General features: G+C 34.6%; 4 protein-coding genes. 2 read left to right on the top strand and 2 right to left on the bottom strand.

The window, feature by feature from the left end; all coding sequences use genetic code 11:
- Positions 1 to 38: 38 nt before the first annotated feature.
- Together ABTV69_RS03915 and ABTV69_RS03910 are read right to left on the bottom strand one after the other, a co-directional pair.
- Positions 39 to 4,103 (bottom strand): PA14 domain-containing protein, encoded by a 4,065-nt coding sequence (locus tag ABTV69_RS03915; protein WP_433834373.1) that lies wholly within the window; start codon positions 4,101 to 4,103, stop codon positions 39 to 41.
- 410 nt (positions 4,104 to 4,513) lie between these two features.
- Positions 4,514 to 4,996 (bottom strand): regulatory protein RecX, encoded by a 483-nt coding sequence (locus ABTV69_RS03910; RefSeq protein ID WP_433834372.1) that lies wholly within the window; start codon positions 4,994 to 4,996, stop codon positions 4,514 to 4,516.
- Between the two features lie 281 nt (positions 4,997 to 5,277).
- Between ABTV69_RS03910 and ABTV69_RS03905 the strand changes: the two genes are divergently transcribed.
- Both ABTV69_RS03905 and ABTV69_RS03900 read left to right on the top strand, forming a co-directional pair.
- The gene (locus tag ABTV69_RS03905) at positions 5,278 to 10,548 is read left to right on the top strand and encodes a T9SS sorting signal type C domain-containing protein (protein ID WP_433834371.1); all 5,271 of its coding nucleotides are present in this window, start codon (positions 5,278 to 5,280) and stop codon (positions 10,546 to 10,548) included.
- Positions 10,549 to 10,698: 150 nt separating this feature from the next.
- Positions 10,699 to 14,538 carry a T9SS sorting signal type C domain-containing protein gene (locus ABTV69_RS03900; RefSeq protein ID WP_433834370.1) on the top strand — a complete coding sequence of 1,280 codons (3,840 nt, stop codon included), beginning with the start codon at positions 10,699 to 10,701 and terminating at the stop codon, positions 14,536 to 14,538.
- The last annotated feature ends 264 nt before the right edge of the window (positions 14,539 to 14,802 follow it).

Here is a 14,802-nt window from a genome sequence, read left to right as displayed (position 1 = left end):
AAAAACAAGAAACCCATCGTAAAGATGGGTTTTTGCTATTAATTAAATATGATTTTCTTAGTGACTTCGTGATTGTTTTCTAGTATTACTTTTGCCAATAAAACTTGATTGCTAGAATGCAGGTTTGCAATTTCTAATTCTTTCGCGTCAATTTTGCTTTTGCTGTAAAGCAGTTGCCCGCCGATAGTATAGATTTGAACTTCTTTAATGTTTTCAATTCCGCTAGTTATATTTATAACTTTTGATTTTACAGCAACCAAAAGTCCATCGGCTATATTTTCAAAATCATCAGTTCCTAATGTTTTGTTTGTAAAGCGCAATACAAAACGTGTTGAAGAAGTTCCGATAGCAGTTTTAAAAGTATAATTTTCTTTACGTAAATCTATTATTACGCCTTTTAATTTGTCTTCTAAATAGATTTCCTGATTATTGAATAATCCATCTACGTGATCAATTGAAATGGTGAGATCACCTGCAAATGTACTTTTGTAACCAAGAGGAACCGTGTCGGTATTGTCAAAAGGCAATGCACGACCCTGAATGGTCAATCTTTTAGATTCGTTAATGCTGTAAAAATCAATGTAAGAGTTGCTTCCCATTGTAGTGGCATCGTAATTATAATCCCAACTATTAGTTGCTCCAGTTGCATATCCAACGAGCATCTGTTTAAAAGCATCATCATTGTTGGTTAAATTCAACCATATACGATTTTTTTCTATCGTACTATTTTTTGAGGTTGTTTTAAAGAATGTAGTATTGTTAGCTTTAAGCCTTTGACCGTTCTTAAAAAAAATAGAATTAACATTTGGCTGAATAAAGAAACCTTGTCCCGTACCAATATGTCCATCAGGAGCTTGTCCTTTTGGAGATGGTCTAGTTTGTCCCATCATTGAAAAGACTGCGTAATCTGAACTGCTATATCTATATGTATTAGTTCCTTCAACAATTTTGGGTGGCGTATTGTGCGACCAAAAATATAAAGCTCCAACTTCTCCATTATTGCTAATAAACTCTTCTGCATCGATAGAAGAAGGATAAGGATTTCCTATAAAATTAAATTTTCCGCTTACAAGTTTTACTTCGATATCTCCATTGTTGGGAGTTCCTATAAATTTCGCAGTAAAATCTGAAGGTTGGTTAATATCATGAGATTGTGGCCCTCTAATGCTGTATCCTGTTCCAGGATCCATATTTATTAAACCGTTAATAATAGTTGCCCATTTGCCATTTGTATTGTCCCAAGAAGCAAATTTATCATATAAAGTTTCTGGTGATAAATCGTGCATTGAAAAGTCGCTTACAGGCGATGACCAGTATGTTATGTCAAAACGGGTTATATTTACTGTTCTTTGTGCTTCAAAAGATTCTTTACTTCCTTTGAACATATTGTTGTCTGTTGAAGTTTGAAGAAATGAACCTCCATCTAATATTAACAGCTTGCCGTCTCCAAGAACAGTTATGTCTTCGTCTACAGTAAGGGTTATGTTTTTAGGTACTGTAAGTGTTTTTTTGTCATTAATTGTACAAGAGCACACGGTAAGGTCAGACTGTAATGTTGTATCTGCATTTATGACTAAAGAACTTCCATTTGCATTACCCGTATTAGTAGTTGGGACGTTAATAAAAAGAACAGAAGATTTTGCGCCACCTCCGTTTTCTTTTAAACGTATTTCTATTTTGGTTTTACTGTTTAAAGCAAAAAGTTTTCCGTCATTGTCTAATATTACTGCAGTATCTGTGTTTCCTGATTTGTCAAAAATTTTATTTCCATCTACATATATTTGAAGATCATCGTCATAATTTGCGACTTGTATCTGATATTGACCACAAGCGAAACCTGTACGTTTAGAAACAACTGTAAAGTAATCGTTAGGCATTGGTGCTCCTTGCCAATTGCTTGCTGCATATGGAGATTTGGTAGTTGGCCAGAATGCTGTTGAATTTGCATTTGGATTTGGATCGACATAATATCCTGCATATACCGCATTTGTTAAAGATATATCGTTTTTATTATAACCGTAAACATTCCAAACCTTATCTCCAAATACTGTCGGATCTCCTTTTATTAAACCAAAAGAGAAAGAAGCTCTGGCGGCACCCGCTATTTCGAAATATTCTAAGACAAATTCATAATCCTTATTAGCCTCAAGCTCATATAAAACTGAGTTTACAGCATAACTTCCGCCGCTCCATCTTTGTAAGATCAAGTTGCCATTCACATATAATCTAATTCCATCATCGCCTGCTATCATGAAATTGTATAGACCAGCTTCTGTAACTTTTGTTCGCATTTTGTAGCGTACAAGGAAATAATCTGAAGGAGCAGCCTCGCAAGGGAAGTTTGACGTTAAACCAGTGATAGCTCCATTATTGACATCTCTGTCAAAGTTTTTATTTTCTGTTACGGTTCCAACGTAAGTTGCAACAGCAGGATTTGGTGTTTCATTGAAAGCAAGAGCGGGAACAGCATTGGTTTGTGTCCATTTGTATACATATCCCTTCCATATATTGTCTCCAAATACCGTCGGATCTTCAGTTGGTGCGCAAGGAGCCAATTCATCTGCTCCAATATATGGCTTAATTCTTGCTTCTCCGTCAATATCAGTTGTAACTTCTGAAATAGCTATACCTTGTAAATTTTTGTTATTAGCAACATCTTGTAAGTGATAATCAGAAGTAAAAGAAGGATTGATGATTGTGTATGTACTTTCTGAAGTTGCACTAGTCCAAGCGGTTGAACCAGTAGGGCCTGTGCCTATATATTCAACGCCGTTTTGACCTCCTCCAATTCTGTTTGAGAAACCACCAGAGCTGTTGGTTACATAATAATTATTGTGGCTTACTGTTCCTAAAGTGCCTCCAGTCTTAAAGATACCATATTGTATTCCAGATTGTGTATTAATAAAAATATTATTTCTGACATTAATGCCAGATCCTCCAGTTATGTAAAGACAGGAAGCACGTGTTGATTTTCCGCCAGAACTGATAATTGTATTGTAATATACATTTGTTGCGCTTCCGGATTCTATAAATACATTATGCCCTCTTTGATGAAAATTTCCGTTCTCAGAAGTTTCAGCAGAAGTGTAAACATTGCTTATAATGTTGTTGGCAATAGTATTAGCTCTACTAGATTTTACCAATATTCCAGCAGTTAAATAGCTGTTATTGTACCAAATGTTTTCGATATTATTGATTTTATTGCTTGAAATAGTACCACTGCTTGTTCCTAAAAGCAAAATTGCGGCACAGTCATTACTTTGATTTTCGGTATTTCTAATTCCTGATATTGTGTTGCCGGAAATTTCGTAGTTCAACGCATTAGAAACATACATTCCCCTAATAGGTTTTTCCTCTGTGGTAGAGCTTCCAATTTTATTTCCCTGAATCTTCCAAGTATTAGGAGACAATGTTGCGTTACTATTTCCATTGATGTAAATTCCTTCTTTTACATTTATCATTTCATTGCTCAAAATCGTGATATCTGAGTTACTTGCAGAATTTGCTTGTATAGTAATTGTATTATTTCCTCCAATCGTGTTATTGCCTGAATAAATTCCAGATAAAAGATTTACTCCCGAATTTCGATTAGTAAACTTTAAATTGCTATTTTTTACAGTAATATTTGTTGATCCTTTTATACCATTACTGGCTATCCAGATAATTGCACGTTGAATATATGCTAAATTATCAGTATTGATTAAGGTCAAGTTTTTGTTATTTAGTGAAGAATTGCTGCCATCTATTACCACGTTGCTAGCCCCATTAAACAAGAATACTGTAGCGATACCAGTATAATCATTTGGTTTGTTTATTGTGATTTTAATGTCGTTTCGTCCAACGTTTGGTTTTATGGTCAAAATATTAGTTTTGCTTGAACCAGAAATTTCTTTAATCACATATTGTGAAGTTGCCGTTTGATCTTGATCGAGCAGGAAATTGACAGGGCCATTTACCCCAACTTGATCCAATCTTGCGATGGCACTAGATAGTGTTCGAAAGTTAGCATCAGTATTTGCTGTGCTAATTATATAGTCACCGCTCAAACTTTGAGCAAACGTTAAAAAAGGCAACAATAAGAATAAAAGTAGAGTTTTTTTCATGCTAAATGTTTTCTATCAATTTGTTATGCTGGCATAAAACTTTTTAAACCGCGGCAAAGATAGATACATCTACGAGCTAGAAATTGTTAGGGTTTTGAGAACCCTGATATAATCGATGAATAGATAAAATAGTCGATGAAGTGCATTAAAAATTTTAATGTTCGATAATAATTCCTATAAAACACAAAAAAATATTATAAGAATAATCGTAAATAATTGCTTTTTTTAAGGTCTTTTTTTTGATTTTTAGACTGAAAAACGTCATGTTTGCTATAAAATCTTCAAAATGGGAATAATTTACAACTAACAGTTGTCTTGGTTTGAGCGTTTCGGAAAGGGAGTTTTTGTTGAGATGAGAAGGTGCAAAAGCGATTTGAAAATGTTCTTTTTTGAAGCGGAAAAATGAGATTTTAGTTTTCTTCTAGTTCTTTTACTTTTTCGTAAACTAAATTGCTTTCGAAACCTCTTCGGAGCATATAGTCGCAGAATTTTTTTCGCTTTTTTAAAAGATTATTTTCCGAAATACTATTCCAAGATCTTGCTGCAAGATTTTCAAAAGTTTCAAAATATTCCTCAGGTGAAATTTCTTTCAGAGCAAGTGTAATATTGGTAGACGAAATATTTCTCAATTTAAGTTCATTAGTAATCCTAATTTTTCCCCAATGCTTAATTCGGTGTTTGCCTCTAGCAAAGCTGCAAGCAAAACGAGTTTCATTTAGAAAATTTCCCTCAATAAGCTGTACGACAATACTGTCAATCTCATTAGGTGTCATTTTTAAGCTATATAATTTAGTAACGACTTCATCATGACAGCGTTCTTGATAAGCGCAAAAATGCTCTAATTTTTGTAAAGCTTCTTTGATGGTAAAGGTGCTATTCGTCGGGTTTTTCATGCGTTTTAACGTTTAAATTGCGTTATGCTCAAATAGTTATAAATTAATACTGAAATTTGTTAATATTTTATCAAAAGAAATAAATTATAACCTTGTGTATTAGGCTAATTTAAATATTTTTGTACGGAATTTTAACATTTTCAATTTCGGCCTAAAATGCCAGAATTTAACATTTTAGGGTTCAGTTAATTACCAAATAGAACTGAGTTCTTTTTTGGAAGAAATGCCATTTTTGCTTTAAGCAAACCAAAAACAAATTTAAAACAAATACCTACTGTTATATGATGAGAAAATTACTTTACTCGTTTTTATTCTTCATTTTTCCTAAGTTTTTATCTAAAAGATCATACAAACCTAGTTTAGGCTTGCTTTGTGTGGGGCTGTTTTTTGTCTCCAATATAATATCTGGACAAACTTGGACAGGGGGTATTAGTTCTGATTGGGGCACTGCTGCAAACTGGAGTGGGAATGCAGTTCCTAATACGAATGCCAATATTATCATTGGTACTGCAAACTTTTATCCTATATTGACATCAAATAGGACATGTCGTTCTATTACATTTAGAGGTAGCAATCTATCTCTGACCGTGAATAGTGGTTTTACGCTAACTCTTACGGGAGGAACTGGAGCGGTTATCGTAGAATCTTCCAACAGCAGTGAAAGGAATGTTGAGATTGCTGGGGGAGGAACTCTATCTTGTGCATCTTTTACGGTTGGATCTACTAGCACTCCAAATAGTGATAGTAGGCCTACAAGCGTGGTGTCAACTATTTCGAATTTAAATATATCAGGAGATTTGACTATTTTAAGTAGTGCAAGTGGCGGTAATACTAATAATGGAACTTTTAGTTTGGAAAGTGGCTCTGTAAATATTAATGGGCAGATTAAAACAACGTCACCATCTGGTACAACGTCCCTTTTTACTATGGCTACTGGGACGCAATCAAAAACTTTATTATTAGGTAATACTACTCCATTTGCACCTTCTGGCGTCGGTACTAGTACTTTTACCTTAAATGGTTCGGGTTCAACAGTAAATTATGATAATGTAGGTAATCAGACCGTACGCGCAACAGCATATAATAATCTTATTCTTTCTGGGAGTGGTACAAAAACATTTGGTACAACGCCAATAAATATAACTAATAATCTGTCAATTGTTTGGGGAGTAGTAGCTAATTTGAGTAACAATGTTACCCATACAGCGGGGAGTTTGACTTTAGGTGGACATAGCCAAAATTCGGGATTTTGGGGTAGTACTAATACTGCTACCGGAACTTTTAAAAGTGAATATTATTTTGGTACAAGTGCAACAGGAAGAGTAAGTGTAGGAGCCAGTTGTAATGAAGTAGCGATCACTATAAATGCTACATCTACTTTAATTTGTAAAGGTGCAAGTGCCACATTTACAGCCACACCTACTTATGCAATATCGCCTTCATATCAATGGAAAGTAAATGGTGTTAACGTTGGAACAAATAGTGCTACTTTTACTAGCGCGACATTAAGTAATAATGATAAAGTAACTTGTGTAGTAACATCTGGGGCAGCACCATGTTTGCCTTCTGGAAGTACAGCGACTTCAAATGAAATTACGATGTCTGTATCTACAATTACAGCAAGTGCATCGCCTACCACCATTGCAAGTGGAGGAACTACAAATCTGACTTCGTCAGTGACTCCGGCTTCTTATACAGCAACTTTATTAAATCAAGATTTCAATGGTGCAAGTCCAGGTTGGGGGGTTTCTGGAAATACAGGTAGTGTTGCGTGGACGCTAAGACCAGATGGATATTTTTATGAATATACTAGTACTGGTAATTATGAGCCTTTTACTTTTCGCTCTAATGATAACACCCAATTTTATCTTTCAAATAGCGCTTCGCAAGATGCTACTATTACTACTTATTTAACTTCTCCTGCGATTCCAATCACAGGATGTACAAGTTTATCATTAGAATTTTATCATTATTACTATAGCTGGTCAGGAGATTCTGCAACAATTCAAGTTTCATTAAATGGAACATCATGGACAAACGTTCAAATCTTTAATAGTACACAAGGAACTGAAAATAAATTTGAGAAGGTAACAATACCGCTAAATAGTTATGCTAATGGTACTAATACTACTTTATATGTGAGATTTGTATACACGGCATCTTTCGATTGGTTTTGGGCTATTGATAATGTTAAGGTAACAGGAACTAAGCCGGTAACCTACACCTATAGTTGGGCTGCTACACCTTCTGGAGCAACAGCAGGATTATCTGCTACTAACATAGCTAATCCAATAGCTGCGCCTACTCAAACTACAAGTTATGTTGCAACTGCTACGAATTCAGCGAATAGTTGTACAGTGTCTTCATCACCTGTTGTAGTTGCAGTTACTCCAGTTATTAATAGTTTTACTCCAACTTCTGCTTGTATAGGATCAGGAACTGCTGTAGTGATAACAGGAAGTGCCTTTAACGGAGCTACTGCAGTAACTTTTAATGGAGTTAATTCTGCTTTTACGGTCGATAGTAATACACAAATTACAGCTACTTTGCCTTCGACAGCAAGTACAGGTACAATTTCTGTTACAACACCGAGTGGTTCAGTAACGAGTGCGAGTTCATTTACAGTAAACCCGATAAGTGTTGGAGGAACAGTGTCAGGTAGTACTTCCGGCTGTGTAGCTTCAAATAGCGCCACTTTTACATTAACAGGAAATGTAGGTAGTGTGGTACAATGGGAATCATCTATTAATAATTTTGCAACATCAGGAACAATTATTCCAAATACAACAACTACTTTGTCAGTTTCGAATGTTACAACTACAACCTACTATCGAGCATTGGTAAAGAGTGGTAGTTGTTCTTCTATTTACTCATCAGTGGGAATTTTAACTACGGGTGCTGTCACCGCAACGACAGCTTCTTTGCCTGTTTGTAATGGCTTCACTGCCAATTGGAATAAAGTAACGGGAGCAACGGCTTACCTGTTAGATATTTCTACTTCAAATGGTTTTGGTACTTTTGTTTCTGGATTTAATGGGGCAAATGTTGGTGATGTTGCATCTTTTGCAGTAAGTGGCCTTTTGCCTAATACTACATATTATTATAGAATTTCTCCTGTTTATGCATGCGGTGTTTATGCTGTACCATCTAATGTGGTATCTGTTACAACAGCAGCATTGCCTACGGTTGCGACAATAAGTGGTGGTGCAACTACGGTTTGTGTAAATGGTGTAACTCCCGCTTTTACAAATAATACCAACGGAGGAACTTGGTCTATCGCAAATGGATCTGGTTCTGCTAGTATCAATTCAGGTGGTGTCGTGACAGGATTGACAGAAGGATCAGTTAGTGTTGTTTATACTATTACGAGTGGAGGTTGCACAAATACTGCAACGAAGAGTTTAGCAGTATATGCACTTCCTACAGCCAGTCTAAGCAGCAGTGATGCTGACAATATATTCTGTGCAGGAACACAGGTTACTTTTACGGCTTCAGGTGGAACCAGCTACGTGTTTAAAGTTGGCTCTACCGCAGTCCAGTCGGGAAACGGTGCAACATATACAACTAGCACCTTAACAAATGGACAGGTTGTAACTGTAGATGTTACCAATGCTTCGGGCTGTACTTCAACTAGCGCTGGAATTACAAATGTGGTTAATCCACTTCCTGCTACCCCATCAATCACAAAAAACAATGATGTATCATGTAATAGTTTAGGGAGTATAACATTAACGAATCTACCTGCAAGTTGGACAATTAATCAAACAGGTGCAGCTGCAGGAACTTATAATGGTGCAACTGCTACTCAACCTATTGAAGGATTAGTAGCGGGTAGACATTATTTTACTGTTACGAACTCTTCTACGGGCTGTACTTCAAGTTCTATATTTGTTGATATAAATAATACTACTCTTAGTACAGATTGGGGACCTGCAGGCTGGACCAATGGTCCGCCAGATGGTAATAGAATGGTTACGATTTCATCTCTTTCAAATGGTCAGCCTTTTACAACTGCTATACCAAACATAGAGGCATGCTCATTAAATATTACAGTTACATCTGGAGACGTAATTGTTCCTTCAGGAGTCACATTAAATATTACAAATGCAGTAACAAGTAATGGTAAATTAGTATTTGAAAGTGGCTCAAGTTTAGTTCAAAGTACAGGCATCGCAAATACGGGTGAGATTGTTTATAAGAGAACGACAAACTTGCGTCGTTATGATGTAGTGTATTGGTCAACTCCTGTTGAAAATGCTTCTTTTAAAATGAACAATCTTTCTCCAAATACGTTTTATGATAAATATTTTTATTGGGATGTCCTTAGCGGAAAATGGATAACTAGCCCAAATGGCGTAGAACCTATGAAAATTGGAACTGGCTATAACATCAGAGGTCCACAGGATCATGAGATAGAAACGGCAAAACCGTTTGTAGGTATATTTACTGGAGTACCCAATAATGGAAATATTCCGATTACGGTAGAACCAAATAAATGGAATTTCCTTGGTAATCCATATCCTTCTGCGATAGATGCAGATGAATTAATCTTGGTGACAAATAAAGATAATATAGGTGCACTGTATTTTTGGACACATAATCAGCCTCCGCAAATTGTTTCAGGAACGAATACATACCGATATGTAAGTTCAGATTATCTTGTTTATAATGGAGTAGGTTCAATTCGAGTAAATCAGCCAGGAACTGATCTTAATGATGAATTTAAAGGTAATATTGCAGCGGGCCAAGGTTTTTTTGCTATGCCAGCGGGATCTGTAATTAACTTTAATAACAGTATGCGTAGAGGAAGCTCAGAGAATACACAATTTTATAAAACAGCTAAAACTAACAAAATTGAGAAAAATCGTATTTGGCTAAATGTTGCCAATTCACAAGGAGCGTTTAAACAAATGCTAATCGGATATGTTGAAGGAGCGACAAATGGCAATGATTTAAGTTTTGATGCTGTTACAATGGGAAACAATACTTATGTTGATTTTTACAGTATTAACGAAGGTAAAAAATTAACCATTCAAGGCCGTGCGCTTCCTTTTGATAATACAGAGATAATTCCACTTGGGTTCAAATGTGGAGTTGATGCTACTGGAGATCGTAATTTTACATTTTCTCTTGATCATACAGACGGATTTTTTGACACTCAGGAAATTTATTTAGAAGATAAGATATTGGGAAAAATAATAGATTTACGCAAAGAAAATTATACATTCCCAAGTGGAACAGGTACTTACTCAACTCGTTTTGTTCTTCGTTTTACTAATAAAACTTTAGGGACAGATGATTTTGAGAATCTTGAAAATTCAGTTTTAGTTTCGGTTAAAGATAAAGTCGTAAAAATTACTTCATCTAAAGAAACGGTAAAAGAGGTAAACATTTACAATATAGGAGCGCAGCTATTGTATAGTAATGAGAAAGTAAATGCTTCAGAATTGCAGATCACAAATTTACATTCTAGCGATCAGGTTGTATTAGTAAATATCACTTTAGAAAACGGGCATAATTTTACTAAAAAAGTCATTTTTTCTAATTTATAGATAATAAATCAAAATAGTAAGAAGTCCATTCCTAAAAAGAATGGGCTTTTTTTTATGCATTAAAAATCCCCAAATCTTGGTATTGCGTGCTTGATTAAAGCTTTATAATTTTAGGTTAATTCTTGTAAAATCAACTTTAATTGTACTGCAATGATTAAAAAATTATATTCCTGCTTACTACTGCTTTTATTTATTTACAGTTCAAATCTTTTTTCGCAACAAGGCAAGGTAGACCCAGCTTTTAATGTATTTGATGACGGAAAAAGTGGCGATGGTTTTGACGGTGCCGTCAGAACTCTATTTTTGCAAAAAGATGGAAACTTGATTGTGGGAGGTGATTATCTCAGTTTAAATGGATTTCCTGTTTCTTACTTTACCCGTTTAAATCCATATGGTTCAATTGACGAAAGTTTCAATACCGGCAGTGGTTTTAACGGTAAAATTTATTCAACGTATCTGCAAGAAGACGGTAAAATTATTGTTGGCGGTAGTTTTACCATGTACAACGGAATTAATGTTGGAAGGCTAGTTCGCTTAAATCCAGATGGATCGTATGATGCATCTTTCAATACAGCAATAGGAGCGACATCGGGAATTGTGTACGATATTGCAATGCAGGCAGATGGCAAAATTATAATTGTTGGAAGTTTTGCAAAATATGCTAATACTACAGTAAACCGAGTGGCGCGTTTGCTTTCAGACGGAACACTTGATTCCTCATTTTTAACAGGATCAGGTTCAACAGTAAATATTTCACATGTCAAGATTACTGCTGATGAGAAAATAATTCTTAGCGGAAATTTTATCAAATTTAATGGAATTGTAGCAAATAGAATTATCCGATTAAATAGAGATGGAACTTTTGATCCAACTTTTGAATGTGGAAATGGATTTGATGATGATGTGAATGGCGTTGTACTTCAACCTGATGGCAAGATAGTGATTGGCGGTAATTTTACGACTTTTGATAATATTGTTGCCAATCGAATTATACGTCTGAATCCTGATGGAACTAAAGATGAAAGTTTTATAACAGGCAAGGGTTTCAGCAAAGAAGGTGTTCAGGTGATTAAAATAGATTTAAATGGAAATTTGATGGTAGGCGGATCATTTACGGGAACTTATGATGGGAATGCAGTAAATAGATTGGTTTTTCTTTATGCCGACGGAACTTTAAATACAGATTTTGATATTGGTTCTGGTCCCGCTTCGGCTTCTGTTTTAAGTTTAGAATTTGATAATGAAGGTTCATGGTTTATTGGAGGTTCGTTTTCTGTTTTTAATGATCAAAATCAAGGTAGGTTGGCAAAGATTGATAATAATGGAGATCATGATACGGCATATTTGTCTTCGGGTATTGGGTTTGATAATTCTGTTTTTAGCATATTGCCACTTTCAAATCAAAAAATAATTATTGGCGGCAAATTCAATAAATTTAATGGGACGACAGTTTCAAAAATAGCTTGTCTTTTAGAGGATGGTTCTATTGACGCCTCTTTTAATGTTGGAAATTCTGGTCCAGATGATATAGTGAAGGCCTTAGTATTACAAGCAGATGGGAAGATACTGGTTGCGGGTAATTTTTCAAAATACAATAATATGCCAAGTAAGAAAATTGTTAGAATTTTACCCAATGGAGAAATAGATGATTCTTTTAACTGCGGCGAGGGATTTGGCACTCAAGTTTATACACTTGCGATTCAACCCGATCAAAAGATAATTGCTGGAGGCGCATTTACAAAATATAATAAATCAGCTTTAAACAGAATTGTAAGACTGCTTCCCGACGGTGCAATAGATACTGATTTTAATATCGGTTCTGGAGCTGATGGTATAGTGGAGATAGTAGCAATACAGCCTGATGGCAAAATTTTCGTAGGAGGTCATTTTAAGACATTCAATGGACAGCCTTTTGGAGGTTTAGTTCGTTTAAATTCTGACGGAAGTATAGATTCAAGTTTTAATATTCGAGAGGGATTTGATAAATATGTCTATGCAATTCCAATTCAGCCAGATCAAAAGATTATTGTTGGCGGAAATTTCGTGACTTTTAATGGTGTTTCTCAAAAGAGAATCTTACGATTAAATAGTGATGGAAGTCTTGATCAAACATTCGATTCGGGAACAGGTTTTAGTAAAAATGACGTGCGATCCATTTTAGTTCAGCCAGATGGCAGAATTTTGGTTGGAGGAGCATTTTCGGGAACCTATAAAAATGTAGCGGTTTCAAGACTTTTGAGATTGATGCCTTCTGGAGTTTTTGATAATTCATTTACAGCTCCTTTAAACAATACACTCTGCGACATGAAATTTACTGACGATTATAAATTAATAGTTGGAGGAAATTTTAATTCAGTTGGAGGTATTTCAAAACACAGAATTGCTCGCTTAAAACTTTGTGTAAATACTACAGTTTGGAACGGAATCTCTTGGTCAAATGGTTCACCTTCGGCAGGGAAGGACGTATATTTTAAAGAAAATTTTCCGCAATTAACAACGACATCAATTTGTGCTTGTAATATTGATGAAGGAAAAACAGTAACATTGGTGGAAAAAAATACGCTTGTAATAGAATTCGCTTACACTGGTTCTGGAACTTTAGTTTTAGAAGATTCAGCAAGTTTGTACCAATCGGATGATGAAATGGTCAATACAGGAGTTATTCATTTAATAAGAAAAACAAGTCCTGTAATTCGGTACGATATTACCTATTGGTCTTCGCCTGTTAAGAATCAGACAATGTTTGATTTTTCTCCAAATACTCTTTGGGATAAATACTGTTGGTATGATCCAATTTCTCACTGGATTATAAATTTTAGTGGAACTATGAATATGATTCCAGGCCAAGGTTATAGCATTAGAGCACCACAAGATTTTTCTATTATAGATCGGGCAGTATTTGAAGGTGTGTTTAAAGGAGTTCCAAATAATGGCAAAATTGAAGCTGAACTTAAAGTAGTTGATGGCTATTACTTAATAGGGAACCCTTACCCGTCTGCTATAAGTGCAGATCTATTTATAAAAAATAATTCATCAAAAATACAAGGAGCCCTTTATTTCTGGAGTCATAATACTCCACCTTCCAATGGTAAATATTCGGCAAATGATTACGTAGTTTATAATCTTTTAGGGGGCGTCGGAATAACCTCTTCTCTAAATACTAATAATTATATTACTACACCAGATGGTATTATAGCTTCCGGACAAGGTTTTTTTGTGCAGAGTAAAACAGAAGGATTTATAGAATTTAATAATAGTTTAAGAGTTAAAACTCGTAACAATACTTTTTTAAGACCAGCTAGAGATTCTGAAAATAGTGAAAAACTTCGCTTTTGGCTGAATCTAAACAATAAAAATAATGCGTTAAAGCAAATTTTATTAGGTTATGCGAAAGATGCTTCAAATTCTTTAGATTGTTATGATGCCGTAGCTTTTGGTTCCAGTCAAGAAATAGATTTTTATAGTATTCTAGAAAGTAAAAAATTGGTAATTCAAGGAAGAGCAATGCCTCGTGACGAAAATGATTTGATAAAATTAGGTTATAAAACAGATCTTAAAACCACCTTAAACATTGAGATTGATCACCAAGATGTTTTGTTTAAGGATGTTGATATTTTTCTGGTAGACAAGACATTAGGCGAAATTCATAATCTTTCAGACGGACCATATCAATTCGATTCTGAAGCGGGAACTTTTAATAATCGTTTTTCAATAACTTATGCTAATAAAGTCTTGAACAATGAAACTTTTGACAAGAGTTTTGATGGCATTTTGATATCTGTTAAAAATCACATCATAGATATTGAATCTTTTAAAGAACAAATAAGAGAGATTGCAATATTTGATCTTTGTGGTAAGCAATTATACAAAAAAGATAAACTTGAAACGCAAAAGACATCTGTACAAAATTTATTTTCTTCCCATCAAGTTTTATTAGTTAAAGTTATTTTCGACAATGGAAAATCGACTTCAAAAAAGGTGATTTTTTAAAAATAAGAAGAAAACTATTAATTTGATTTTTTTAATTTAATTATTTGATTTACAGTGTTTTACTGTTTATTTAACAGTTTTTTCTTATTTTTTGTGTTTTTCGCGTTTTGGTTGTTAAAATTATATGTTTAATACTACAATATAAATTTCAATGTAAATAAAATCGTACCTTGTAGTTGTATTTAATCGATAAAAAGCATTTTAAATCGATTAAATACTTCTATAAGCCTTTGTATTATTTCTTTTTCTTCAAAAAAGGACAGA

The sequence above is a fragment of the Flavobacterium anhuiense genome (assembly GCF_050990855.1).
Classification (GTDB): Bacteria; Bacteroidota; Bacteroidia; order Flavobacteriales; family Flavobacteriaceae; genus Flavobacterium; species Flavobacterium anhuiense_C.
Note: the sequence above shows the minus strand (reverse complement) of the source record. Positions and strands in the feature narration are given on the sequence as shown.

Excerpts from the sequence above, each read along its gene's own strand:
- ABTV69_RS03910 (WP_433834372.1), bottom strand. The coding sequence starts at position 4,996 with ATGAAAAACCCGACGAATAGCACCTTTACCATCAAAGAAGCTTTACAA.
- ABTV69_RS03915 (WP_433834373.1), bottom strand. The coding sequence starts at position 4,103 with ATGAAAAAAACTCTACTTTTATTCTTATTGTTGCCTTTTTTAACGTTT.
- ABTV69_RS03905 (WP_433834371.1), top strand. The coding sequence starts at position 5,278 with ATGATGAGAAAATTACTTTACTCGTTTTTATTCTTCATTTTTCCTAAG.
- ABTV69_RS03900 (WP_433834370.1), top strand. The coding sequence starts at position 10,699 with ATGATTAAAAAATTATATTCCTGCTTACTACTGCTTTTATTTATTTAC.